19 protein-coding genes and 1 pseudogene are annotated in these 22109 nt (G+C 67.6%); 10 read left to right on the top strand and 10 right to left on the bottom strand.

Annotation, left to right across the window (positions count from 1 at the left end):
- Positions 1 to 95 precede the first annotated feature (95 nt).
- The 3 genes from dctP to AC1HFH_RS13200 are packed head-to-tail and all read left to right on the top strand — an operon-like array spanning position 96 to position 3084.
- Complete coding sequence (dctP, locus tag AC1HFH_RS13210) at positions 96 to 1142, top strand: TRAP transporter substrate-binding protein DctP (protein ID WP_480243055.1); 1047 nt, start codon at positions 96 to 98, stop codon at positions 1140 to 1142.
- Positions 1139 to 1804: a TRAP transporter small permease gene (locus AC1HFH_RS13205; protein ID WP_480243054.1), complete on the top strand. Its 666-nt coding sequence runs from the start codon at positions 1139 to 1141 to the stop codon at positions 1802 to 1804. The genes dctP and AC1HFH_RS13205 overlap by 4 nt, the downstream gene beginning before the upstream one ends.
- Positions 1801 to 3084 carry a TRAP transporter large permease gene (locus AC1HFH_RS13200; protein ID WP_480243053.1) on the top strand — a complete coding sequence of 428 codons (1284 nt, stop codon included), beginning with the start codon at positions 1801 to 1803 and terminating at the stop codon, positions 3082 to 3084. The genes AC1HFH_RS13205 and AC1HFH_RS13200 overlap by 4 nt, the downstream gene beginning before the upstream one ends.
- 56 nt (positions 3085 to 3140) lie before the next feature.
- Here AC1HFH_RS13200 and AC1HFH_RS13195 read toward each other — a convergent pair whose 3' ends face one another.
- Complete coding sequence (locus AC1HFH_RS13195) at positions 3141 to 4130, bottom strand: AraC family transcriptional regulator (RefSeq protein WP_480243052.1); 990 nt, start codon at positions 4128 to 4130, stop codon at positions 3141 to 3143.
- A gap of 179 nt (positions 4131 to 4309) precedes the next feature.
- On the opposite strand from AC1HFH_RS13195, the gene AC1HFH_RS13190 reads away from it, so the two are divergent.
- Genes AC1HFH_RS13190 through AC1HFH_RS13170 form a run of 5 tightly spaced genes read left to right on the top strand, consistent with a single transcriptional unit; the run spans position 4310 to position 11082 of the window.
- On the top strand, positions 4310 to 4516 hold the full coding sequence (locus AC1HFH_RS13190) for a hypothetical protein (protein ID WP_480243051.1): 207 nt from the start codon (positions 4310 to 4312) through the stop codon (positions 4514 to 4516).
- A 15-nt stretch (positions 4517 to 4531) separates the two neighbouring features.
- Positions 4532 to 6574, top strand: coding sequence for a hydantoinase/oxoprolinase family protein (locus AC1HFH_RS13185; protein ID WP_480243050.1), 2043 nt, complete (start codon positions 4532 to 4534; stop codon positions 6572 to 6574).
- A 1-nt stretch (position 6575) separates the two neighbouring features.
- Positions 6576 to 8537 (top strand): hydantoinase B/oxoprolinase family protein, encoded by a 1962-nt coding sequence (locus AC1HFH_RS13180; protein ID WP_480243049.1) that lies wholly within the window; start codon positions 6576 to 6578, stop codon positions 8535 to 8537.
- Between the two features lie 26 nt (positions 8538 to 8563).
- Positions 8564 to 9580, top strand: coding sequence for an alcohol dehydrogenase catalytic domain-containing protein (locus AC1HFH_RS13175; RefSeq protein WP_480243048.1), 1017 nt, complete (start codon positions 8564 to 8566; stop codon positions 9578 to 9580).
- Positions 9581 to 9606: 26 nt separating this feature from the next.
- Positions 9607 to 11082, top strand: coding sequence for an aldehyde dehydrogenase family protein (locus AC1HFH_RS13170; protein ID WP_480243047.1), 1476 nt, complete (start codon positions 9607 to 9609; stop codon positions 11080 to 11082).
- Between the two features lie 213 nt (positions 11083 to 11295).
- Here the strand turns inward: AC1HFH_RS13170 and AC1HFH_RS13165 are convergent, their stop codons facing one another.
- From AC1HFH_RS13165 to AC1HFH_RS13150, 4 genes and pseudogenes are all read right to left on the bottom strand, one after another.
- The gene (locus AC1HFH_RS13165; RefSeq protein ID WP_480243046.1) at positions 11296 to 11925 is read right to left on the bottom strand and encodes a hypothetical protein; all 630 of its coding nucleotides are present in this window, start codon (positions 11923 to 11925) and stop codon (positions 11296 to 11298) included.
- 390 nt (positions 11926 to 12315) lie between these two features.
- A pseudogene (locus tag AC1HFH_RS13160) lies at positions 12316 to 12459 on the bottom strand (IS701 family transposase); the annotation flags it as partial.
- 612 nt (positions 12460 to 13071) lie between these two features.
- A complete protein-coding gene (locus AC1HFH_RS13155; RefSeq protein WP_480243045.1) occupies positions 13072 to 13260 on the bottom strand; it encodes a hypothetical protein in 189 nt (62 codons plus the stop codon).
- Positions 13261 to 13366: 106 nt separating this feature from the next.
- Positions 13367 to 13630 (bottom strand): hypothetical protein, encoded by a 264-nt coding sequence (locus AC1HFH_RS13150; RefSeq protein WP_480243044.1) that lies wholly within the window; start codon positions 13628 to 13630, stop codon positions 13367 to 13369.
- A 283-nt stretch (positions 13631 to 13913) separates the two neighbouring features.
- On the opposite strand from AC1HFH_RS13150, the gene AC1HFH_RS13145 reads away from it, so the two are divergent.
- On the top strand, positions 13914 to 15221 hold the full coding sequence (locus tag AC1HFH_RS13145) for an NsdA family TPR-like regulatory protein (RefSeq protein WP_480243043.1): 1308 nt from the start codon (positions 13914 to 13916) through the stop codon (positions 15219 to 15221).
- Positions 15222 to 15228: 7 nt separating this feature from the next.
- Complete coding sequence (locus tag AC1HFH_RS13140; RefSeq protein ID WP_480243042.1) at positions 15229 to 15702, top strand: hypothetical protein; 474 nt, start codon at positions 15229 to 15231, stop codon at positions 15700 to 15702.
- Positions 15703 to 15951: 249 nt separating this feature from the next.
- Here AC1HFH_RS13140 and AC1HFH_RS13135 read toward each other — a convergent pair whose 3' ends face one another.
- The 5 genes from AC1HFH_RS13135 to AC1HFH_RS13115 form a co-directional block, all read right to left on the bottom strand.
- Positions 15952 to 17160, bottom strand: a complete 1209-nt coding sequence (locus AC1HFH_RS13135) for an MFS transporter (protein ID WP_480243041.1) — start codon at positions 17158 to 17160, stop codon at positions 15952 to 15954.
- Between the two features lie 77 nt (positions 17161 to 17237).
- Positions 17238 to 18383: a low temperature requirement protein A gene (locus tag AC1HFH_RS13130; RefSeq protein WP_480243040.1), complete on the bottom strand. Its 1146-nt coding sequence runs from the start codon at positions 18381 to 18383 to the stop codon at positions 17238 to 17240.
- A 130-nt stretch (positions 18384 to 18513) separates the two neighbouring features.
- Positions 18514 to 19506, bottom strand: coding sequence for a quinone oxidoreductase family protein (locus AC1HFH_RS13125; protein ID WP_480243039.1), 993 nt, complete (start codon positions 19504 to 19506; stop codon positions 18514 to 18516).
- A gap of 195 nt (positions 19507 to 19701) precedes the next feature.
- The gene (locus AC1HFH_RS13120) at positions 19702 to 20922 is read right to left on the bottom strand and encodes an acetyl-CoA C-acetyltransferase (protein WP_480243038.1); all 1221 of its coding nucleotides are present in this window, start codon (positions 20920 to 20922) and stop codon (positions 19702 to 19704) included.
- Positions 20923 to 20951: 29 nt separating this feature from the next.
- Positions 20952 to 22100, bottom strand: a complete 1149-nt coding sequence (locus tag AC1HFH_RS13115) for an acyl-CoA dehydrogenase family protein (protein WP_480243037.1) — start codon at positions 22098 to 22100, stop codon at positions 20952 to 20954.
- Positions 22101 to 22109: the final 9 nt, after the last annotated feature.

Here is a 22109-nt window from a genome sequence, read left to right as displayed (position 1 = left end):
AGGAGAAGAATCAACGTGGATTCCGACCACATCACGCCCCCGGACCACCGGGCCGGCACGCTGTACCGAACCCCTGCACACGAAGGCAGGCGCTGATGTCGCGTACGAAACCGCTGGTGGCGGCACTGGCCGCCATCCTGCTGGCAACTGTGGGTTGTTCCGGCACGAAATCGGACCCCGACAGCGTCACGCTGGTCCTGGCGGACACCTTCTCCGCCAAACATCCGGTCGGTAAGGGCGGCTCGCAGGCGTTCCTCGAGTATCTCCGAGAGCACGGACCCGAGGTCGGCCTGAACGTGAACTACTACGGCGCGGGCCAGTTGGGGAAACCGCAGGAGATGCTGACGCTGCTGCGGACGCGCGCGGTCGATATGGGGTTCGTACTGCCCGCGTACCTCGCCGACGAACTCCCCCTCACAGGTGTCGGTGACCTGCCGGGCCTGACCGAGGACCCGTGCGTCACCGCCGACGTGCTCGATCCCCTGGTGAAGCCCGGTGGAATCATCTACGACAAGGAGATCGAGCAGCGCGGCGTCGTACCGCTGTGGGGTACGGCCGTCTCCGGCATCGAGATCTTCACTTCCGGCACACCACCCACCCGGCCCGATGACCTGGCGGGCATGCTGATCCGCTCCCCCGGCGGTGTCGGCGATCGCGTCGCCCATGGCCTCGGCGTGGCTCCGGTGGCCATGCCGATCGGCGACATGTACGAGGCGCTGTCCCGAGGGACCATCGATGGTGCGCTGCTGCCGCGCTACGCCGTCCTCGCCTACGGCGTCGACGAGGTGCTGCGATACGGTTCGCTGCGGGCCAATCTCGGCTCGAGCAGCATCTGGTTCAGCATCAACGACGATGCCTGGCGCGAACTCAAGGAGCCGCAGCGGCAGGTGCTCCGAGAAGCCGCCGATGTCGCGAGTACCGGTGCCTGCGAATCCGTTGCCGCCGCCGATGCGAAAGCTACCGGGGCAATGCGCGAAGCCGGTATCCGGTTCTCCGAGGTGGGGCCGGAAACCAGGCCGCTCTGGGATGCCGCACTCGACGGAGTCCGGGCCGAGTGGGTTCGTGATCTGGAATCGGCCGGGCTCGACGCGGGTGAAGTACTCGACGCGATCGAGGCGAGGATCGTGGAGGTGGCCGAATGAGCGGCGCCATCGTCCACCCGTTCCGGCACGGCACGGCACAACGCACCAGGTTCGGCTATCTGACGCCGGAACATCCGACGCTGGATCGCATTCAGAACGGCATATCCGCCGTCTGCGGCGTCCTGGCGGCAGTCGCGATCGTGGCGATCGTCGGGCTCACCCTGGTCGACGTCACACTGCGCACCTTCTTCTCCGTCACCCTCGGCTGGTCGGTCGCGTTCATCGAGATGTACCTGCTGACCGTGGTGGCGTTCTTCGGTCTGGTGACCGCCTACCGAAGCGGCGCGCATGTCGCGGTGGCCAGCCTGTTCTACCGGCTCGATGTGCGGCGGCGGAAGGTGCTGCTGCTCGGTGGCTACGGCGTCCTGCTGATCGGCATGGGTGCGTTGTTCATCGCCGGGATCGAGGGCCTGACATTCGCGATCGGTATCGGTGAGGGGCCGATGCGCGGATCGTCGGAGCTGCTGATTCCCGGCTGGGTCATGCGCGCGATCATGCCGGTAGCGATGCTGCTGGGCATGGTCGTCGTCCTCATCGACCTGGGACGCGAGATCACCGCACCGTGGACCGTCACGGCCACCGACTACGACCCGGGTGACCGGGACGAATCGGGGGACGCCCCGGCTGATTCCGGGACCGATATCGCAGGAGGCTTCCGATGATCGCACTCGTCATGGCGGTGCTGCTCATCGCATTGATCGCGCTGCGGGTTCCGGTGTCGTTCGCGATTCTCGGCGCCGGACTGGCCGGCCTGCTGCTGCAACTGCCGCTCGGCGCCGGAATCGGTGTACTGGAAGCAGTCCCGATGGGGTCGATCCAGTCCCTGTCCCTGTCGGCGATCCCACTGTTCATCCTGATGGCACATCTGATGCTGCTGTCCGGGATGATGGACTCGCTGTTCCATGCCGGCAAGACCATGTTCGGCCGGATCCCGGGTGGTACCGGAATAGCTTCCACCGCAGCGGGTGTCGGATTCTCCGCAATCTCCGGTTCGTCGACGGCCGCTGCGGCGACACTCGCCGAGACGACCAGTAAACGCATGATCGCCGAGGGCTACCGACCGACGACCGCGACCGGGATCGTCGCCTCGGTCGGCACGCTCGGCGGGATGATTCCGCCCAGCGTGATCCTGGTGTTCTATGCCGTCACCGCAGAGGCGAGCGTCGGAGACATGATCATCGCCGGCCTCGTTCCCGGGCTGATCATCGCGGCGGCACTGGTGGTGGCCATGTTCCTGCCCGCCCTGCGAGATCGGTCGAGCATGCCGCTGGGCGAACGGTCGTCCTGGATCGGAAAGATCAAGGCGATCGTGGAGGCGTTCCCCATCGCGATCGTCTTCGTGGCGGTGGTCGGACTGATCTACTTCGGTGTGGTCACGCCCACCGAATCGGCGGCCATCGGTTGTGCGGTCGCGTTCCTGCTGGTGGCGGTGCGCGGCAAGCTGACGGTGCCCGGACTCGTCGATGCGGTGATCGATGCGGTCAAGTCCAGCGCCATGATCTTCGCCATCGTCATCGCCGCGCACGTATTCGGGTATGCGTTCGCCCAGACCAAGGTGGCGGCGTCGATGGTGTCCTGGGTCGAGGGGCTACCGCTGCCGGCCATCGCGATCATGATCGTGCTGCTGCTGATGTACATCGTGCTCGGCTTCTTCATGGATCAGATCGCGATCATCGCCATCACCGTCCCGATCGTGCTGCCTCTCGTGGAAACGATCGGCTACGACGCCATCTGGTTCGGCGTCTTCGTGGTCCTCATGGGCGAGATCGGCCTGATATCGCCGCCGCTCGGCTTGAACGTCTTCGTCGTCGCGCGCGCCACCGGCCGTGACACGGTCGAAGTGTTCCGGGGCGCCGCTCCGTACGCTCTCGCCATGGTGATCGTGGCCGTCGGATTCATTCTGTGGCCCGACGTGGTCACCTGGCTGCCGAACGCGAGATGACGGCCGAGGGCCGGGGCCGGGCGGGTTCCGACCGCTCGGCCCCGGCCCTCGTCGGTTCAGCGACCGGAGTCCGGGCGGCCGAACGTCTCGGACGGGCGCTCGCCGAATCGCTCCCGGTACAGCCGGGCAAAGCGGCCGAGGTGGAAGAACCCCCATCGCATGGCGGTGTCACTCACGGAATGGGCGTGGCCCGAGGACAGGTCGTCGCGGACCCGGTCCAGCCTGACCGCACGAACATAGGCACTGGGGGTCATTCCGACCACGTCGCGGAAGCCCGACTGAAGAGCACGGGCGGTGACACCGGCCCGGGCGGCGAGCTCACCGGTCGACACATCGGCGTCGGGACATGCCTCGATATAGGCGATCGCTTCGCGCACCCGCGCGTAACCGATACTCGGCGGCGAACCGGTGAGCCCAGGCGTCAGCCGATTCGGCGCGGTCAGCAGCAGCTGCGTCATCAACGTGGATTCGAGTTCCCGGCACGCGAGCGGCATGGTCGACACCCCGCCCTCGCGCGCCAGTTCCGCGAAGACGAAGCGGGTACTGGCCAGCAGTGCCCGCCCGGCCGGACCGTCGACCGGGAAGGTGAGGTCGAACCGGATCGGCTGGGTGTCCCGCGAACCGAGCAGCCGCCCCGCATGCCGTTCGAAGGCGTCGCGGGGCAATTTGATGTGGTACTGCTCGGCATCGGCGCTCCATCGGATCAGCACCGGTGCGTCGGGGCCGAAGACGACGCCGGCCTGGCCGGCGCCGAACGAGCTCCGCTCGCCGCGCTGGGCGACGGTGCTGCGTCCGGCGACAGCCAAGTTCACGTGATAGCACGACCGCATCGGCGGCCCCGCGATCCGGGCCGCGCCCCCGTAGGCCATCCGGCCGACCGTCAACCGCTCGGAGCCGGCCGTCTCGAGAACGAAGTCGATCCCGTGAGTCTCGTCGACATCCAGGTCATGGCGGGCGAACGTGGTGGAGACGTAGTCGTGCGCGGCCGCCGGATCCGTCGTGCGAAAGGCGCGCACGCCCATCTGTGCCGATGCCGGAGACAACACTGCACTCTCCTTCCGGCGTGTCTGGAATCACAATAATAAAATACAATATTACGACTTGGCCAGCCTTCGTTTGCCGGACATTCCCCTTCGCTTCGCGGATTGTGACGCCCGTCTCGCCACTTCTACCGTCGTCTGCACGGCGTTCGGCCGAACATCTCATCCCCACAGGAGGTCTCGCCATGCCCGACGCACCGTCCCCTGTACTGCATCGCGAACACCGGGAAGGTCGCTGCCCCCGATGCGGCACCACCGAGCTGTACGCCTACCCCGTGATCGCCGAACTGGGCTGGGTTCAGATCGTCAAGTGCCAGGCATGCCTGTACTCCGTCGAGCGGAACCCCTGGCACCGCCTCGGACCCATCCAGCTGCTCGCCGATCTGATCTGAACCGAGGAGACAACGATGATCGCAGTCGATGTGGGCGGTACCTTCACCGACGTCGTCGCCTGGCGCGACGGCCGGATCCACACCGCCAAGGTATCCACCGACTACGCCGAGGTCACCGGCCCGGTACTGCGTGGTGCCGAACTGCTCGGTGCCGAGGACGCGACGGTCTTCAACCACGCCAGCACCCACGGTCTCAACGCCGTGATCACCCGGCAGCTGCCCAAGATCGGGTTCCTCACCACCGAGGGGCACCGCGACATCCTCGACATGGGCCGCGTGTGGCGGCCTGCCGAGGCGATTCTCGACCCGCACTGGCGCCGCAGCTTCGGCGACGCATCCCGGCCGCTGGTGCAGCGCTATCTGCGCCGCGGCATCCGTGAACGGATCACCGCCGACGGCGGCGTGCTGTTCCCGCTCGACGAGGACCAGGCCCGCACCGAACTCGAGGTACTGCGCCGATGCGAAGTCACCGGTGTGGCGATCTGCCTGATCAACGCCTACCTCACCCCCGTCCATGAGCTGCGGCTCCGGGAGCTGGTCCGGGAGGTGCTCGGCGATGTACCGTGCTCGATCTCCAGCGAGGTCTCGCCCCTTGCCAAGGAGTACGCACGCGCCTCGACCACCGTGGTCGACACATTGATGAAGATCATCTACACCGACTACACGGCCGGCTTGGAAAAGGGACTGAGCGAGCTCGGCTTCACCGGTCAGCTCAATTTCGCCGACTGCGCGGCAACGCTCGTCCCGTCCAGCCATGCGATGGCACAGCCGTTCCGGATCGTCTTCTCCGGGCCCGCCGCCGGAACCGTCGCATCCGCGCACTTCGGTGCCCTCATCGGTGCGAACGATCTGCTGTGCGCCGACGTCGGCGGCACCTCCTGCGACATCAGCGTCGTCAGTGATGGAAAGCCATTCGTGGACACCACCTTCGAACTCGAGCACGACCTGGTGGTCAATGCACTCGCCAACGACATCACCAGCATCGGCGCCGGCGGCGGCAGCATCGTAGCCATCGGCCCGACCGGCGAGATCCGGGTCGGCCCCGACAGCGCCCGGGCGCAGCCCGGACCCGCCTGCTACGGCCGCGGCGGCACCCAACCGACCACCACCGACACCTGCCTGATGATCGGCATCATCGACCCCGAGGGTTTCGCGGGCGGCGAGCTGGAACTCGACCGCGACGCGGCGCAACGCGCCTTCGACTCCCTCGACACCGAATTCGATACGGCCCGCCGTGTCCGCTACGCCTACGAGATGGCCGTCGGCAACATGGCCGAGGGCGTGTTCAACGTGGCCATCAAGAACGGGGTCGATCCGCGCGACTACAGCCTCGTCGCTTTCGGCGCCGCCGGCCCGATGCTGCTGCCCGCGGTGCTCGACACCGTGCACTGCAAACAGGTGATCGTGCCGCCCGATCCGGGACTGTTCTCGGCTGTCGGGCTCCTCTCGGCCGACCAGGTGTTCACCGTCGCCCGCAGCGCCTACGTCGTGCTCACCGATGCGGCGGCCCCCACGATCGACGCCCTGTTCACCGAGATGGAGGCCGATCTGCGCGCGCAGATCGGCGACCCCACCGCGACGATCCGGCGCAGTATGGACGCGCACCTGGTGGGCCAGAGCTGGGAAACGCCATTCGTACCGGTGCCGGGTGGCGCCATCGACGCCGCCGCCGTCGAGGCGATGGTTGCCGCCTTCCACGACACCTACGAAGGCCGCTCCGGCAACCGATTCCAGGCCATGCCGGTCGAAGGTGTCACCTTCCGGGTCCGCGCGGTCCTCGACACCCCGAAGGTCGAATACACCCCCGCGCCGGCCCGCAGCGCGGACGACGGGCCACTCACACCTGCCCGCACGGTGACCTTGCGTTACCTCGGCGACCTGGCCGCCGACGGCGTCGGCGCGCAACGGGCCGGAGTCTACCGGCGGGCCGATCTACGGGCCGGCGACGCCTTCACCGGCCCGGCGATCGTCGAGGAGGAACTGTCCACCACCCACGTGGGCGCCGGGCAGCAGGCGACCGTCGGCGAGTACGGCGAAATCATCATCCGGAGGAAGTGACATGTCCACCCCTGCCATCCCGGCCGCGGCCGAACCACGGCTGCGCGATCTCAGCGACGCACAGTTCTCCCACCGGTACGACTGCGACCGGTTCAGCGCCGCCGTCATCACCAACCGGCTCCGCTACGCGGTCGAACACATGTCGGCCGGCTTCATGCGCGAGGCATTCTCCCCCATCATCCGCGACTGGTACGACTTCGCCTGCACGATCAGCGGCCCCGCCGACAAGGGCTACCCGATGGCGGTCGTCAGCAACAGCCTGGTCGTGTTCCTCGGCACCATGGGCGACGCCGTCCGCAACGCGGTAGAGGAGTTCGGGCCCGAGAACCTGCGGCCCGGCGACGTGCTGATCTGCAATGATCCCTATCGCGGTGGCCGGCATGTGAACGATGTGGCATTCACCCGCCCGGTCTTCGTCGACGACGAAATCGTCTCCTATGTCACCCTGTGCGCGCACCAGCTCGATATGGGCGGCACGGTGCCGGGCGGCTTCTCCGCGACGAAGGCCAACGTGTTCGAGAACGGCCTCGTCGTCCCGCCGATGCTGCTCTGGTCGCAGGACCGGCCGGTGCGCTCCACCTTCAGCCTGATCTTCGACAACACCCGGTGGGGCGCCATGCTGCTGCCCGACTTCAAGAGCATCTTCCAGCAACTGAAGCTCGGCGAACGGCTGGTACGCGACAACATCGACCGGTACGGGCTCGAGGCATATCTCGGCACTCTGGACTACGCCTGCGACACCTCCGCCGAGCGGATGCGCGATGCGATCGCGCGGGTGCCCGACGGTGACTACACCGGTTCGGCGCTCATCGATGCCGACGGGCTCGACGACACGGTCGACTACACAGTGCGCGTGTGCATCCGTAAGCGCGGCACCGAGCTGGAGGTCGACCTGTCCGGCACCTCGACACAGGCACGAACCTGCATCAACTGCGGAGTCCTGGACACCAAGACCGCGGTCGGGGTCGCCCTGACGATGCTCCTCGACCCGCAGGTGCCGTTCACCTCCGGCACCTGGCGACACATCGACATCACGGCGCCACCGGGCACGATCGTCTCCTCCCTGCCACCCGACGGCGGGATCATGATGTTCTGGGAGGCGTCGGGCGCGGTCGCATCGGCCATCTTCGACGCGCTCAACCCGGTACTCGGTGCGCAGGGTGTCGGCGGCGACTACGGCTCCACCAACACCCACAACGCCTCCGGGCGGCGCCCCGACGGGACACCGTGGACCTCGGCCACCCAATGCGGCGGGGAGCACGGACCGTGGGGCGCCTCCCGGGCGGGCGACGGCGACAGCTACACGGTGCTGTTCACGCTCAACAACCTCGATCCGGCCACCGAGACGATCGAACGCGATTCACCGGTGGTGATGCTGCGCAAGGAACACGCCATCGACACCGGCGGTGCCGGCACCTTCCGAGGTGGGGCGGCGAATCTCAAGGACACCCTGTGGCTCACCGCAGGTGAGCACCACCTGTCACCGTTCCGCACCAAGCGGGCCACAGGTGTCGGGGCCAACGGCGGCCGCGCCGGGCACACCGGCGCGATGTGGCTGTTCCCACCCGACGACACCGGCCCGGTACGCGGCCTCATCGGCACCGGAACCGATGCCTATGCCGACAGCACGCCCGTCGCGGGGGTCCTCGACCCGGAGTCCAAGGCGCTCGACCCCGAACACGGCCGGTACCACTACTTCGCCGGCCGGCCGGTGTGGTCGACCGAACCCGGCACGGTCCTGCGCTGCCTGACCAACGGTGGTGGCGGATGGGGTGATCCGTGGCAGCGGGATCCGGAGCGGGTACTCGCCGACGTCCGTGATGAGTACGTGAGCATCGGCGGCGCAGCCCGCGACTACGGCGTCGTCGTGGTGGGTGACCCGCGGACCGATCCCGAAGGACTCCGCGTCGATACGCAAGCGACCGAGAAGATCCGCACGCGCCGATCTTCCGAAACCCGATAGCAGCCGAGAATGCCGAGGAGAATGTCATGAAAGGGATCGTGTTCCCGGGGGACGGAACAACACTGGTACGGGATTTCCCCGACCCCGAGCCCGGCCCCGGTGAGGTCCTGGTGAAGGTCCGCGCCTCCGGAATGTGCGGCTCGGACCTGCACTTCTATCACGGCGCCTTCGAGTTCGACCATGCGGTGATCCAGGGGCATGAGCCGTGCGGTGAGGTGTACGCGACCGGCCCCGGCGTCGATGCGGCGCAGGCCCGGGTCGGCGATCGAGTGATGATCAGTCACTATTTCGGCTGTACCACCTGCCGCCGCTGCCGGGCGGGCTGGCCGCAGATGTGCGAGAACGGCGCCGGCAAGACCATGGCCGTCCATGTCGACGGCGGTCACGCACCCTTCGCCGTGGTGCCGGTGACCGCGCTGCTTCCACTGCCCGAGGGCATGTCGTTCCCGGGCGGCGCCGCGGTCGGCTGCGGCACCGGGACCGCCTGGGGCGCGATCAAACGACTCGGCAGCGTGGCCGACACCACCACGGTAGTCATCGGCCAAGGGCCGGTGGGACTCTCGGCGACCATGTTCGCCGCGTCGATGGGTGCGCGGGTGATCGCCGTCGACATCGACAGCCGACGCCTGGCGAACAGCGCGGACTTCGGTGCCGACGTCGTCGTGAACTCGCGCGAGCAGTCCCTGGCCGAGATCGTCGCCGACCACACCGGTGGGCGCATGGCCGAGGTGGTCATGGAGACCTCGGGGCGAGCGAGCGACGATGCCCTCGGCGTGCTCGGCACCTTCGGCCGCGCGGTATTCACCGGCCTGCCCGGTGACGTCGGATTCACCACGCAGGGCGTCTACAAGAAGCAATGGACCATCCAGACCTCCTGGACGATGTCGATGATCGAGCAGGCCCGGTGCGCCGATTACACGGTCGCGCACGGCCTTCCGATCGATCGGCTGTATTCGCACACCTGGACCATTGAACAGGCCGACGAGGCCTACCGGTGGTTCGACAAACAGGACGCCGGCAAAGGCGTCTTCCTGTTCGACTGACCGGCCCTCGGTGATCGGAGACCGAAATGACCACAATCCCTCCCACCCCTGCCTGCCTCGGCGGTACCCAGCGCAACCTGATCGGCGGCAGCTGGGTACCGGCCGTGTCGGGCGGAACCATCGATGTCATCAATCCCGCCACCGGCAGCGCACTAGGCACCATCGCCGCGAGTGGCGCTGCTGATGTGGACGCCGCAGTCGCGGCCGCGCGTGCGGCGTTCGAAGGCGAATGGAGCCGCTGGACGCCGCATCAACGGCGGTCGCTACTGCTGCGAATCCACGATCTGGTGCTGGCGAACTTCGACGAGCTGGCCATGATCGAAACCCTCGACATGGGTGCACCGCTGGCCCGCACCAACGGGCTGCGCGAGTGGACCTCGCAAGTGCTCCAGTTCTTCGCATCGCAGGCCGACGCCGGAACCGTGGCCGCCGCACCGAATTCGCTGCCCGGCGACTTCCTCACCCTGCGCTACCAGGAACCGGTCGGCGTGGTCGGCGGCATCATCCCGTGGAACGGTCCGCTGATCGGATTGTGGTGGATCTTCGGCCCGGCGCTGGCGACAGGCTGCACCGCGGTCCTCAAACCCGCCGAGGACGCCTCGCTGTCGGTCCTGCGGGTCGCCGAACTGATGACCGAAGCCGGGGTGCCCGACGGCGTGATCAATGTGGTCACCGGGTACGGCAAGGACGCCGGCTCGGCGCTGGCCGAACATCCCGGAGTCGACCGGATCGCCTTCACCGGATCGGTGGGTACCGCCCGGACCATCGTGCGGGCCTCGGCCGGCAATCTGAAACGGCTGCAACTGGAGCTGGGCGGGAAGTCCCCCGATATCGTCTTCGCCGATGCCGATCTGGACCGGGCGGTCCCCGGTGCAGCCATGGGCGTCTACACCAACAGCGGGCAGGTGTGCGTGGCAGGCACCCGGATCTTCGTCCAGCGACCGCTCCACGACGAATTCGTGGAGCGCATGGCCGAGTTCAGCAAGACCGTGCGGGTCGGCGACGGACTCGACCCGAACACGCAGCTGGGCCCGTTGATCTCGCAACGGCAGCTGGACCGCGTCCTGAACTACATCGATATCGGCGCCGGCGAGGCCGAATTGGTCAGTGGTGGCCGACGACTGGACGGCGAGCACGCCTCGGGCTACTTCGTCGAACCCACGATCTTCGCCTCCGCCACCAACAGCACGACCATCGCCCAGGAGGAGATCTTCGGCCCGGTCGCCACCGTCATCCCCTTCGACGACCTCGATGAAGCACTGCACCTGGCCAACGACACCCCGTACGGACTCGCCGGCGGCGTGTGGACGACGGACCTCGGTACCGCCCACAAGGTCTCCCGAGGAATCACCGCAGGCACCATCTGGGTCAACTGCTACGGCGTCCTCGACCCCGCCGTCGGGTTCGGTGGGACCAAACAGAGCGGATACGGCTGGAAGGGTGCCCGGGAGCATGTGGAGAGCTACCTGTACCACAAGGCCGTGTACATGAACCTCGACTGATCCCGACCGGCATTGCGCATCTGCTCCGCACGCATATCCCGCGTGCGGAGCACGTGTATTGCGATGAGTGACGACGGCGCGCGGCGATCGACTTCCGATCTGTGCTGAGGATTTCAAGTCTGACGACCTGCAGGGAGCTTCATTCCAGGGCGACTCGTCGCGCTCCCCTGTCTGCGGGGCCGGTCCATGGCTGTCGAGGCGCGCATGCTCGATTCACAGCCGTCCCGGAAGGCGTGCCTCGCACTCGCGAACGGCATTGTCGTGGTGGACTTTTGCGGGGTCCATCACCCAAACCTCGCCCTTGTAATGGCGGAATCCGATTGATTCCCAGGTTCTTCGCACACGTCGACGTTCCTCGTCGAAGCGGAGATGCCGGTCGATATCGTGGGGATGCTCGCATTCCTCGTACAGATCGACGGGAAAGGGGATCGTCGCCACCACGCCGACATCGGATGTGATCATCCGCAGGATCCGGCTGAGCAAGAGACGGCCGGCACCGCCGAGCCCCCTCCATTTCGCCGCCATCTGGACACGGTCGATCAGGACAGCCCGACTGCCAACACCTTCGACCATCTCGAGGAGATCCGGATGTAGCACATTGTCACTGAATATGCGGGCGAGCGAGCCGTAGTCGGCAGACATTCCATCCAGCTCGCTTGGTATGGAGCCAGACGTCAGGTACGGGTCGACCACCACGCCGTTCATGGTCAGAACTTTCCAGTGTGCGTAGTCTTCATCCAGGTCTCGCAGCGACAACGCATACCCTCTGGTGACCGCGGCCGCCCACCTGGGAGGCCGGTTGGGTTCCGGATAGTCCTCATCGTCGTAGTCCTCGGCACTCACGTGGTACCAGGCCGAGCCCGCCCACGCTAGGATCCCTGGATCCGGTTCAGCGCCAGCAACGATCGAACCACTCAGCGGAAGATCCAGTTCAGGTCGCTCTCGATGGTGAGACCCACCTGATATACGCCCGCCCTACCTGTAATGGCTGAGCCAACTCTCTGCACGCGCACATCGTTGCACGGGCTCCGTGACTGGTCTAGTCCGCGTCTCCTAATACTGCAACGACACTCATGTGAGTGGGTGGCCTCGTCGCCGGTAGTGGGATAGCCGGGCCTGGTGTTTGCCGGCGGCGGCGCCATCGTGACCATGCCCAGACGTGGCCGGGGTCGTGGTGTCGGGGCAGGACCAGAGCGATGAGGAGGCGACGGATCTCCGGTAGCGTAAGAGCGATCATGTCTTCGCCGGGATGGGTGTATCCCCTTTTATCGCAATCGCTTTCGTGGCAGCGAGCCAGGCCAGGGCGAGCATCGACAAGGTGATGTGGGCATACCAGGCCCGGTAGCTGCGGACCTGGGAGTGATCGAGTCCGGCCTCTCCAAACCCGCGACCAGTCCCGGACACATACTCCCGCGCCCGAGCCCGCGGCTCCGACCGCGTGAACCGGGCACCGATCCCCGTCATCAACGAATCCAACTCGGCCACAGCACGATCCAACACCACACCACAGATCTACCAGCACCGCTTCACCCGAGTGTCGTTGCAGTACTAATGGTCCGAACCATTCGACGGCGAGCGCATGACGGCCCCAGCGCGGTTGGTGAGGGCGCGCTTGTCGTAGCGACTGGCGACCCCGCGCCAGTGTTTGGCCTTGTTGAAGGCCCATTCGACCACGGTCCGGCTCCTATAGGCGGCGTGGTCGAAGGCGGGCCCGGCCACCGGAAGCGCCTAGGCGGCGACGGCATCTCGGCTGCCACGCGGTATATGGACTGAGCCTTGCGGTCCGCCACGGTGTCGCTGTTGCGGATATCCGCCTGATTCTCGCCCGAGTTACCGTCCTGGCCGCTGGTCAGGACCTCCTGCACTTGTCTCACCTCCTCTCGTCGTCCGTGTCGATCAAGCCATCTCGTCGCGGCCACCAGATCGCACACGCCAGCACCAACAGGGGTAGCCCTGTTGCGGCTGCGAGTCCGGCGACCGTCCCCCACGTCATCGCGCCGCCGCCAATCCCCAGCGTGCGAACGACAATCGCGGTAACACGGTCTCCACATCCGCGACGCCCATCACGTTGTTCAGCTCGATGACACTGATGTGGTCCGGTGCCGGCAGGATCACGGCATCCACGTCGGCGTTGCGGGCCTGGTCCGCGATCGGAAGGACGGACAGGTCGCACGACACACCAGCCGATAGCCGAGACGCCCGGCCAGCCGCCGCACCTGGGCGCGGTCCCACTCGGGGGCCCGGCTGCACTCGTGACTGATCCACCCCATGGCGGTCGGCCGGGTCACGCGGCTGGCTCCCTCGGTGCCCACACCGCCGGTAGATCGAGCGCGGCCCGGCCCGCCCGGCTGGCCGCCCAGGTACGGCCACGCCGCGACATGCGCCACCGCGAGCCCACCAGTTCCACCAGGCCGTCCCGCACCAGCGCCGTCGCGTTCTCGTACACGGTGCCGGGTTCCAGTCGTGTCCAGGCGGATATCTGCCGCGTGGTGAGCGCGGTCTCAGCCTCGCGAAGTGCCGCCATCAGGCGGGCCGGTGTCGTCTGCATGCGTGTCCCCTGCGTGGTCAGGATTGAAAGGACCCTGGCGCCGAGGCCAATGAGGAAACATCCCGGCGCCGGGTCTGTCCTCAACTTCACGCGAACCTGCTGGTCAACAACAGGTCACGACGGTGCACGGTGGTCTACGCTCGGTCTACGCCGGGTTACTCAGGGGCCCACCAACGGGTAGGTGAGGGGTATGACTGACGTGTGGACAGGGGCTGACGCGACCGCGCTCCGGCACGCTCTCGGGCTATCGCAATCGCGGTTCGCAGCCCGTGCCGGTGTCGGATTGAGCACGGTCAAGAAGTGGGCTCGCCGCAAGGACACCGTCACGCTTCCGGAGTTCTTCGGCGGGCTCATGCAGTCGATGCTGGAAGCCGCCACCCCCGGGCAGCAGGCTCGATGGGAGCGGCTTCGCGCGCCGGTGGTGGCCCTGGACACCGTGGCCGACACCGATCCACCGATCTGGACCGCTGACGCCGCGTCCATCGCACACGACATGGCGCGAAAGGACCTGATGGTGGATCGCCGGACCGCATCGACCACCCTACTCGGGGTGGTCGTCGGCGTGGGCTTGCTCGAACCCTTGGAAAGGTGGCTCGGCCGAACATCCGGCACCGAGCCGCGAACGGTGGAGCCCTCGATGCCCGATATCGACCAGCTCGAACACGCTGCACGACTGTTCCGCGAATGGGACGACACGTTCGGCGGCGGGCTACGACGTAAGGCGGTTGTGGGTCAGCTCGACGAAGTGAACGACCTGATCCGGAGCGCCTCCAGCACGGCGGTGCGGGTGCGGCTGCATCGGGTGCTGTCGTTGCTGTCGGAAACCGCGGCCACCATGTCATGGGATTCCGGAGACCAGCACACCGCGCAGGGCTACTACATGCTCGCAGTCCGCTCGGGGCACGAGGCTGCCGAGCCGGCACTGTGCGCCAACGCGATGGCCGGCATGGCACGGCAGATGCTGACCCTCGATATGCCTGGGTCGGTGCAGGAACGATCCGCCTACCGGCACGCACGGGCCGCGGATGCTCTGGAGTTGGTGCGGGTCGCGCAAGACCACTTCGCCGACCAGGTCACGCCGACCATGCGGGCGCTGCTCCGAATCCGGGAAGCGTGGTCGTATGCGGCGCTCGGCCGTCCATCAGCATTCCGGCGCGCGGCCGACAAGGCCCGCACCGAGTTCGCCCGCGCGGACCGCGGCGAAGACCCGTACTGGCTGCACTACTTCGATGCCGCAGAGCTCGACGGCACAATCGGCGGTCGGCTGCTGGAGTTGGCGCGCCAACAACCCGTATATGCCGAGGAGGCGGCGGAGGCGATTGATCGGGCCATCGCAACCCGAGCACCCAACCGGTGGCGGTCGTCGGCGCTGGACCGGCTGGGCACGGCGGAGGCTCGCCTGATCCAGGGCGAACACGAGGAGGCGCACCGCCTGGGTGTGCTGGCGTTGGAAGCGGTAGGGCAGACGAAGTCCGACCGGGTACGTGCGAAGGTCACCGAAGTATGGACCTGCGCCGGAGAATGCGGTGACTCGCACGCAGCGGCCGAACTGCGGGACCTGCTGGAACCGGTGGCGTTGCCGTCGGCATGATGGGCGCATGAGGATCAGCGTCACCGGACACATGGACATCACCCCCGACACCGCCACGCTGGTGCGAGCGGAGCTGGATCGGATGCTGGCAGGCATGCCGGACCTGGTCGGGGTGTCCTGCATCGCTCGTGGCGCCGACAGCGTGTTCGCGGAAGCAGTTCTCTCGACCGGCGGGCAGCTCGAAGTAGTGCTTCCCTGCCGCGGCTACCGGGACGCGAAGGTGAAGCCGGACCACATCGAGCAGTTCGATCGCCTGCTCGGCAAGGCCGTGACGGTGCGGGAGATGCCGCACGACACCGCAGGCCGGGAAGCCTACGAGGCCGCCAACGCGGTCTTGGTCCAGGAAGCCGACCGGCTGATCGCCGTGTGGGACGGCCAGGTCAGCCAACGCGGTGGCACCGGAACAGTCGTCGAACTGGCCCGCGAATCCGGGGTACCGGTCGATGTCGTGTGGCCGCGGGGCGCCGAACGACAGGGCTAGGCTGGCTTTGCGACACCGTCGCACTTGCCCGGCCGCCACGCTCCCGCTGCGCGTGGCGGCCGTAGCTACATCTATCTATCGGGCAGCACCCCGGCAGTGGTCGGTGATCGGCGGCCATGCCACCAGTGCGTCACAGCGTCGGCATGTCATCTGGTGGCTGTGTTGGCTGCGGCAAGATCGACAACATCAATCCGTACAAATTACTCGCCTGGTGAAAGCAACGGAGGATACGGCACGCCACGGCATCGGCTACGTCTCCGCTGCCGCTGGCACCGGCGGCAGCACTCCCCGGCGGCGCATATCGCGCAGGAACATTCGCCGCGATAGGACCAGCAGGGCGGCACCCGCTACCAGCAGGCAGGCCGCGGCGAGCCAGGCAGCCGAGAAGCCGGCCGCGCTGACCGCGAAGCCGAAGACGGCCGGGCCGAGCGCACCGCCCAGGAACATTCCGCCCTGGATGAAGCCGGAGACGGTGCCCGGGGTGTCTTCCGAGAGCCGCATCAGCGCCATGATGAAGATTCCGGGCCAGGCCCAGCCGATGGTGAACGCGATCAGGATCGCCGGCCAGTAGGTCGCGGGGCTGGGCACGGCCAGCAACGCCAGTCCGGCCGCGCCGACGAGCATCTGCATCGCGGCGGCAGGCAGATGAGCGCGGGCCCGCCGGTCCGCGAGGATGCCGCCCACCAGCCTGGTGACGACGGACAGCACGCTGCCGACCGCGAGTGCGTAGGCCGCCTGCGCCCCGCTCAGGCCCACTTCGATCCCCCAGGTGGCGACGAAGGCGCTCATGGCGGTGGCCGCGATACAGGCCAGGAATATCCCTGCCACGGCGGTCAACAGCGGCGGTAGGGGTGGTCTCCGGCGGCCGGTGGTGCGATGCCGCCTAGAAGGGCGCGCCGTCGGCGTGTTCCGCACAGTGAGGGCCGTCGCTACGGCGGCGAGACCGGCGGTGACGACGAAGGTCCAGCGCCAGCCGAAGGGCGCGCCGATCAGCGAGGCGCCCAGCGATGCCAGCAGTAGGCCGAGCGGCCCCGAAGCCTGTTTGATCGCGAAGGCGACACCCTGCCGGCCGCCCGGGATGACACCGTTGACGGAGGTGTTCGCCGTCATCTGGGTTGCCGCGTGTGCGCTGCCCAGCACGATCGCCCCGGCGACCAGGAGTGCGTAGTCGGTTGCCAGCGCGGCGACGCCGAGGCTGCCGAGCACGGCGAGGCCACCGGACGCCGCGGTGGCGGTGCGAGGTGCCATCCGGTCGAACAGCGGCCCGCTCAGCATGGCGACCAGTGCCGCTGCGGCAAAGAATCCGCTGATCAAGAGGCCGAACTCGGCCGCACCGAAGTCCAGTTCGGCCCGGATCGGCACCGCTTGCACGCTGAGCAGAAAAGGCGGTGTGGTTCCGAGCGTCGCCATTGCGGTGGTGTTGATCAGTGGTCTGGCGTAGCTCGGCAGTTGCTTCACAAAGGGATTATATATGTTGCTTTATCTATGCAATGCTCGGCATGTGCGCTCCGGGTAGCGAGGCGATCGTGCAGGAGTCAGGTCCCGGCCGGAGCACTTCGAGGTGTTCGGGAAAGCTGTGCGGCCAGGGCAAGCAGGATGACGACGAGCAGGGCTACCACGACGGAGGCCGGTAACCATGCGGCCACAGCCGCGCCGACCGCCAAGCAGACCACGCCGACGGCGCGGGTCTGCCAGCCTGCGCCGGTGGCGATGCCGAAATAGAGGGCGTGCGAAAGCAGGTACAGTGCGGGCCCGGCCAGCAGCAGCACCCCGGCGATCCCCGATCGCTCCGCCTGGGCGTCCTCCAGGAGGATCTCCCCGCCCGCGGCGAACATTATCAGTCCGGCGACGACTCCGTAGATCACGTTGATGCCGATGTGCATGGATCGGATCGGATCCTCGGTGGCCGCGAGATGATCGGCCACCAATTGTTCGGCACGGCCGAAATAGACCACCCAGAGGCAGACGAGAGCAACGAAGCACCCGGCGGCCAGGACCAGGGTGAGTGGATCGGAATGGTGTTCGCTGATCACCCGGCCGAGACTCAGCACAGTCTCGCCGAGCAGGATGATCAGGAACAACCGCATCCGCTCGAGCATGTGCTCGGCGTCGAAGGGTAAGTGGCGGGTGCGGATCCGGCCGCCCGGCACCGGATGCGCCGTCAAGGTGCCCACGAGATCGATCGCCGCGCCGATCGCCCACCACCAGAGCCGCTGCTCGGGGTCCACCGCGGCACCGGCGACCCAGAACGGAGTGGAGGCGGCGAACCAGATCAGTACATGGCCGAAGTGGCGCCGCAACTCCGGGGTGCGGGCAGTCGCCGCCGCATAGGCGCCCGGTCCGATCAGCGCCAGCACCATCGGCACGACGAACAGCCACGGGCTGTCGTCGAACGCATGCGCGATACCGGCGTTCATGAACAGGCCCAGGCCCATCACGACGATCGTCACCACCCGGGTGGTACTGCGTTCGATATCGAGCAGCGTGACCTCGAAGGTCGTGAACACCCAGACGCCACAGACCGCGACGAGCAGCACCACCACCTCGGCGGCACCACGCCAGTCCAGATGCGCGACCAGGTGATGGGTGAGCTGGCCGATCGCCAGAACGAACACCAGATCGAAGAAGAGCTCCAGCGGCGAGACCGCGCGCTGAAGACCTCGCGGGTCGTGGACGGACATCATGCCTCCTCGGCAGTACCCAACCTGGCGAACCCCCGGGTGCCCGAGGTGTTGCGCGTGCAGATTACGCCGGGATCCAGTCGGCCGGGGCGCGCCGGAAGTCGTGTCGCCCTCGACGGCGCCAGGGGTGTCACTGATCGGAGAGCATCAGGACGACTTTCCCGACGGCGTCGCCGGAGCGAAGCCGGTCGATCGCCTGCTGGGACACGGTGATGTCGACGGTCCGGTCGATGACCGGCCTGATCTGCCCTCGGGCCACGGCGGGGATCACCTCGGGTAGAAGCCCGGCGATCACGTCGGTCATCTCCTGATCCCGGGTGAAGCCGAACGACACCCCGTGGACGGTCAGGTGGCGGTAGGAGAGGGAATCCAGGTCGATGGTCGAGGCAGGTCCGGCGAGCCGGCCGATATTGACGACGTGGCCGTCTTCCTTCGTCGCGGGCAGGCATTGCGCGAAGGTCGATCCGCCGACGTGGTCGAGGACGATGTCCACGCCCCGGCCGCCGGTGGCGGCAAGGGTCGCTTGGGTGAGGTTCTGCTCGTCGGTGACGATCACGGTGTCGACACCGGCATCGGCCAGCAGGTCCCGTTTGCTGTTGCTGCGGGTGGTGCCGATGATTTGGGCGGCGCCCAGCGCCTTGGCCAGCTGGGTGCCGATGAGGCCGATACCCGTCGAGGCGCCGGTGATGAGTACGCTCCGGCCTGCGGTGAACCCGGCGCTGGTGAGCGCTCCGTGTTCGGTGAGCAGTCCGGTCGGCAAGGCGCACGCCACCGCCGCGTCCAGACCGTCGGGGCGCGGCAGGACGAATCGGTGGTCGGCGACGGCGTAGTCCGCGAACGAGGCCGGGATCGACCCCATCACCTGATCACCGACCTGCCGGCCTGCCACCCCGTCGCCGAGCGCGACGACCTCCCCGGCGTATTCGAATCCGGCGACGAAGGGTTTGCCATGGCCGCCGTGGGTGGGGTCGGCTGCGGCGAGCATCGGCAGATCGGCGTTGTTGGTGGCCGCGGCCCGGATCCGGATCAGGACCTGCCCCGCCGCCGGCTGCGGGATCGGCCGCTGTTCGAGCACCCAGTTCGGGCCGAGGCCGCCGACCAGCGCACGCATCATGTCGGTCATCGGTACTCCTGTCGATGTCGGGCGCGGCGGGACCACGCCGGGGTGTCGTGGTTCTTCGGTGGGCATGCGCCACGTGGGTCCGGTGGTCGCCCTGGGTCCGAGTGTGCGCGTACCAGCACGAACACGAACGATCGGCCGGGTGCCGGGGCGTCTGTTCGACGACCTCGGCCCCGGCCGATCGGCTGTGCCTGGTTCTCAGGCGGTCTCGAAGGTGGCGGCGAGCCCCTGACCGCCACCGATGCACATGGTGGCAAGGCCTCGGCCACCGCCGCGGCGACGCAGCTCGTGCAGCAGCGTGGTGACCATGCGGACGCCGGTGGCGCCGATGGGGTGGCCGAGGGAGATACCGGAGCCGTTGACGTTGAGACGGTCGTGGTCGCGCCAGCCCCAGCCTTCCAGAACGGCGAGGACCTGAACGGCGAACGCCTCATTCAGTTCCACCAGGTCGAGGGAATCGAGCAGGGCGACGGTGTCGGTGCCGCGCCGCTCGGCCAGCTTGGCGACGGCGGGTACCGGGCCGATGCCCATCCGGGCGGGATCGCAACCGGCGGCCGCCCAGCCGGTGAGGTAGCCGATCGGTTCCAGACCCAGTTCTTCGAGGCGGTCTTCGGCGACGACGAGCATCCCGGCGGCGGCGTCGTTCTGCTGGCTGGCGTTGCCTGCGGTCACGGTGCCGCCGGGGGCGAGCGTGCGCAGTTTCGCGAGCGATTCCTGAGTCGCATCGAGGCGCACGCCTTCGTCGGTGGTGAATTCCACCGGGTCACCCTTGCGCTGCGGGACCGAGACGGGCACCACCTCGTCGGCGAAGCGGCCCGCGTTCCACGCGGCGGCTGCTCGCTGGTGGCTGCGCGCCGCATAGAAGTCTGCTTCGTCGCGGGTCAGGTGATAGTCGGCTGCGAGATTCTCGGCCGTTTCGATCATCCCCGAGATCTTGCCGAACCGGGCTTCCGGCTGGGATCGTTCGCGGCCCCGGTCGAGACGGTCGAACAGTTGCACGGTGCCGGCGCGGGCGCCCCAGCGGGTGGCGGTCGAGTAGTACTCGATACGGCTCATCGATTCGACGCCGCCGGCCAGGACTGCATCAGCGGCACCGGTCTGCACCATCATGGCCGCGGTGGTCAACGCTTGCAGGCCGCCGCCGCAGCGGCGGTCGAGTTGCATGCCGGGCACCGACAGCGGCAGCCCGGCATGCAGCGCCAGCCAGCGGCCGACACACGGGACTTCGGAGTTGGCGTAGGACTGGGCGAACACCACGTCGTCGATGCGTTCGGGGTCGATGCCCGACCGCTGCACCACGGCGTCGACGACGGTGGCGCCCAGGTCCTCGACGGGGACGGTGCGCAAACTGCCGCCGAAGGCCCCTACCGGGGTGCGGGTCGGGGCGACGAGGGCGGCTCGGCGGAGCGTTTCGGTCACAGCAGTTTCCGTTCTGTATGGCAACCGGATCAGATCGCGTTACGGGCGATCAACTGGGCGGCGATGACATTGCGCTGGATCTCGTTGGTGCCTTCGCCGACGATCATCAGCGGGGCGTCGCGGAAGTAACGCTCCACGTCGTACTCCTTGGAATAGCCGTAGCCGCCGTGCACCCGGATCGCGTCGAGGGCGATCTGCATGGCGGTCTCGGAGGCGTAGAGCTTGGCCATGCCGGCCTCCATATCGGCCCGCTCCCCCGCATCCAGCTTCTGCGCGGCGTCGAGGGTCAGCAGTCGGGCGGCGCGCTGTTTGGTGGCCATATCGGCGAGTAGGTTGCCGATCGACTGGTGCTTCCAGATGGGCTTGCCGAACGACTGCCGCTCCTGGGCGTACCGGACCGCGGCGTCCAGGGCCGCCTGGCCGACGCCGAGGGCCCGCGAGGCGACCTGGATGCGACCGACTTCCAGCCCGCGCATCATGTGCGACCAGCCCTTGTTCGGGACTCCCCCGAGAATCGCGTCCTCACCGACGCGGCGGCCGTCGAACACCAATTCGCACGCCTCGACGCCACGGTAGCCGAGCTTGGAGAGCTTCTTCGAGATCTCCAGCCCATCACCGGGTTCCACCAGGATCACGCTCATGCCCTTGTGCGCCGGCTGCGCCTCGCGGTCGGTGATACACAGCAGCCCGATCAGGCCCGAGTGCGCGGCGTTGGAGATCCACGTCTTCGACCCGGTGATCGACCACTGGTCGCCGTCGCGCACCGCGGTGGTGCGCATGGCCTGCAGGTCGCTGCCGCCGCCGGGTTCGGTGAGCGCCATGGTGGCGCGGATCGAGCCCTCCGCCATCTTCGGCAGGTACTTCGCCTTCTGCTCGTCGGTGCCGAAGGTGCGGATCAGGTAGGTGATCACCGAGTGGCCGCCGATGGCCCCGGCCAGGCTCATCCAGCCGCGCGCCAGTTCCTCGGTGACTCGGGCGAAGCAGGCGGTGCTGACGTCGACACCGCCGCATTCGGCCGGGGCGAGCAGGCCGAAGAAGCCGAGCGTCTTCATCTCCTCGATGAACGCCTCGGGGTAGATGTCGTCTTCCTCGAAGTCGCGGACCCGGGATTTCACCCGCTCGTCCACGAATTCCGACACCAGATCCACCATCTGCTGCTCGTCGGTCGTGAGGCTCATATCGGACCG

It is taken from the genome of Nocardia sp. KT25-26 (assembly GCF_056627695.1).
The sequence above is the reverse complement of the archived record's forward strand: the minus strand, read 5'-3'. Positions and strand labels throughout refer to the sequence as shown.

Excerpts from the sequence above, each read along its gene's own strand:
- dctP (WP_480243055.1), top strand. The coding sequence starts at position 96 with ATGTCGCGTACGAAACCGCTGGTGGCGGCACTGGCCGCCATCCTGCTG.
- AC1HFH_RS13205 (WP_480243054.1), top strand. The coding sequence starts at position 1,139 with ATGAGCGGCGCCATCGTCCACCCGTTCCGGCACGGCACGGCACAACGC.
- AC1HFH_RS13200 (WP_480243053.1), top strand. The coding sequence starts at position 1,801 with ATGATCGCACTCGTCATGGCGGTGCTGCTCATCGCATTGATCGCGCTG.
- AC1HFH_RS13190 (WP_480243051.1), top strand. The coding sequence starts at position 4,310 with ATGCCCGACGCACCGTCCCCTGTACTGCATCGCGAACACCGGGAAGGT.
- AC1HFH_RS13185 (WP_480243050.1), top strand. The coding sequence starts at position 4,532 with ATGATCGCAGTCGATGTGGGCGGTACCTTCACCGACGTCGTCGCCTGG.
- AC1HFH_RS13180 (WP_480243049.1), top strand. The coding sequence starts at position 6,576 with ATGTCCACCCCTGCCATCCCGGCCGCGGCCGAACCACGGCTGCGCGAT.
- AC1HFH_RS13175 (WP_480243048.1), top strand. The coding sequence starts at position 8,564 with ATGAAAGGGATCGTGTTCCCGGGGGACGGAACAACACTGGTACGGGAT.
- AC1HFH_RS13170 (WP_480243047.1), top strand. The coding sequence starts at position 9,607 with ATGACCACAATCCCTCCCACCCCTGCCTGCCTCGGCGGTACCCAGCGC.
- AC1HFH_RS13150 (WP_480243044.1), bottom strand. The coding sequence starts at position 13,630 with ATGCAGACGACACCGGCCCGCCTGATGGCGGCACTTCGCGAGGCTGAG.
- AC1HFH_RS13140 (WP_480243042.1), top strand. The coding sequence starts at position 15,229 with ATGAGGATCAGCGTCACCGGACACATGGACATCACCCCCGACACCGCC.
- AC1HFH_RS13130 (WP_480243040.1), bottom strand. The coding sequence starts at position 18,383 with ATGTCCGTCCACGACCCGCGAGGTCTTCAGCGCGCGGTCTCGCCGCTG.
- AC1HFH_RS13125 (WP_480243039.1), bottom strand. The coding sequence starts at position 19,506 with ATGACCGACATGATGCGTGCGCTGGTCGGCGGCCTCGGCCCGAACTGG.
- AC1HFH_RS13115 (WP_480243037.1), bottom strand. The coding sequence starts at position 22,100 with ATGAGCCTCACGACCGACGAGCAGCAGATGGTGGATCTGGTGTCGGAA.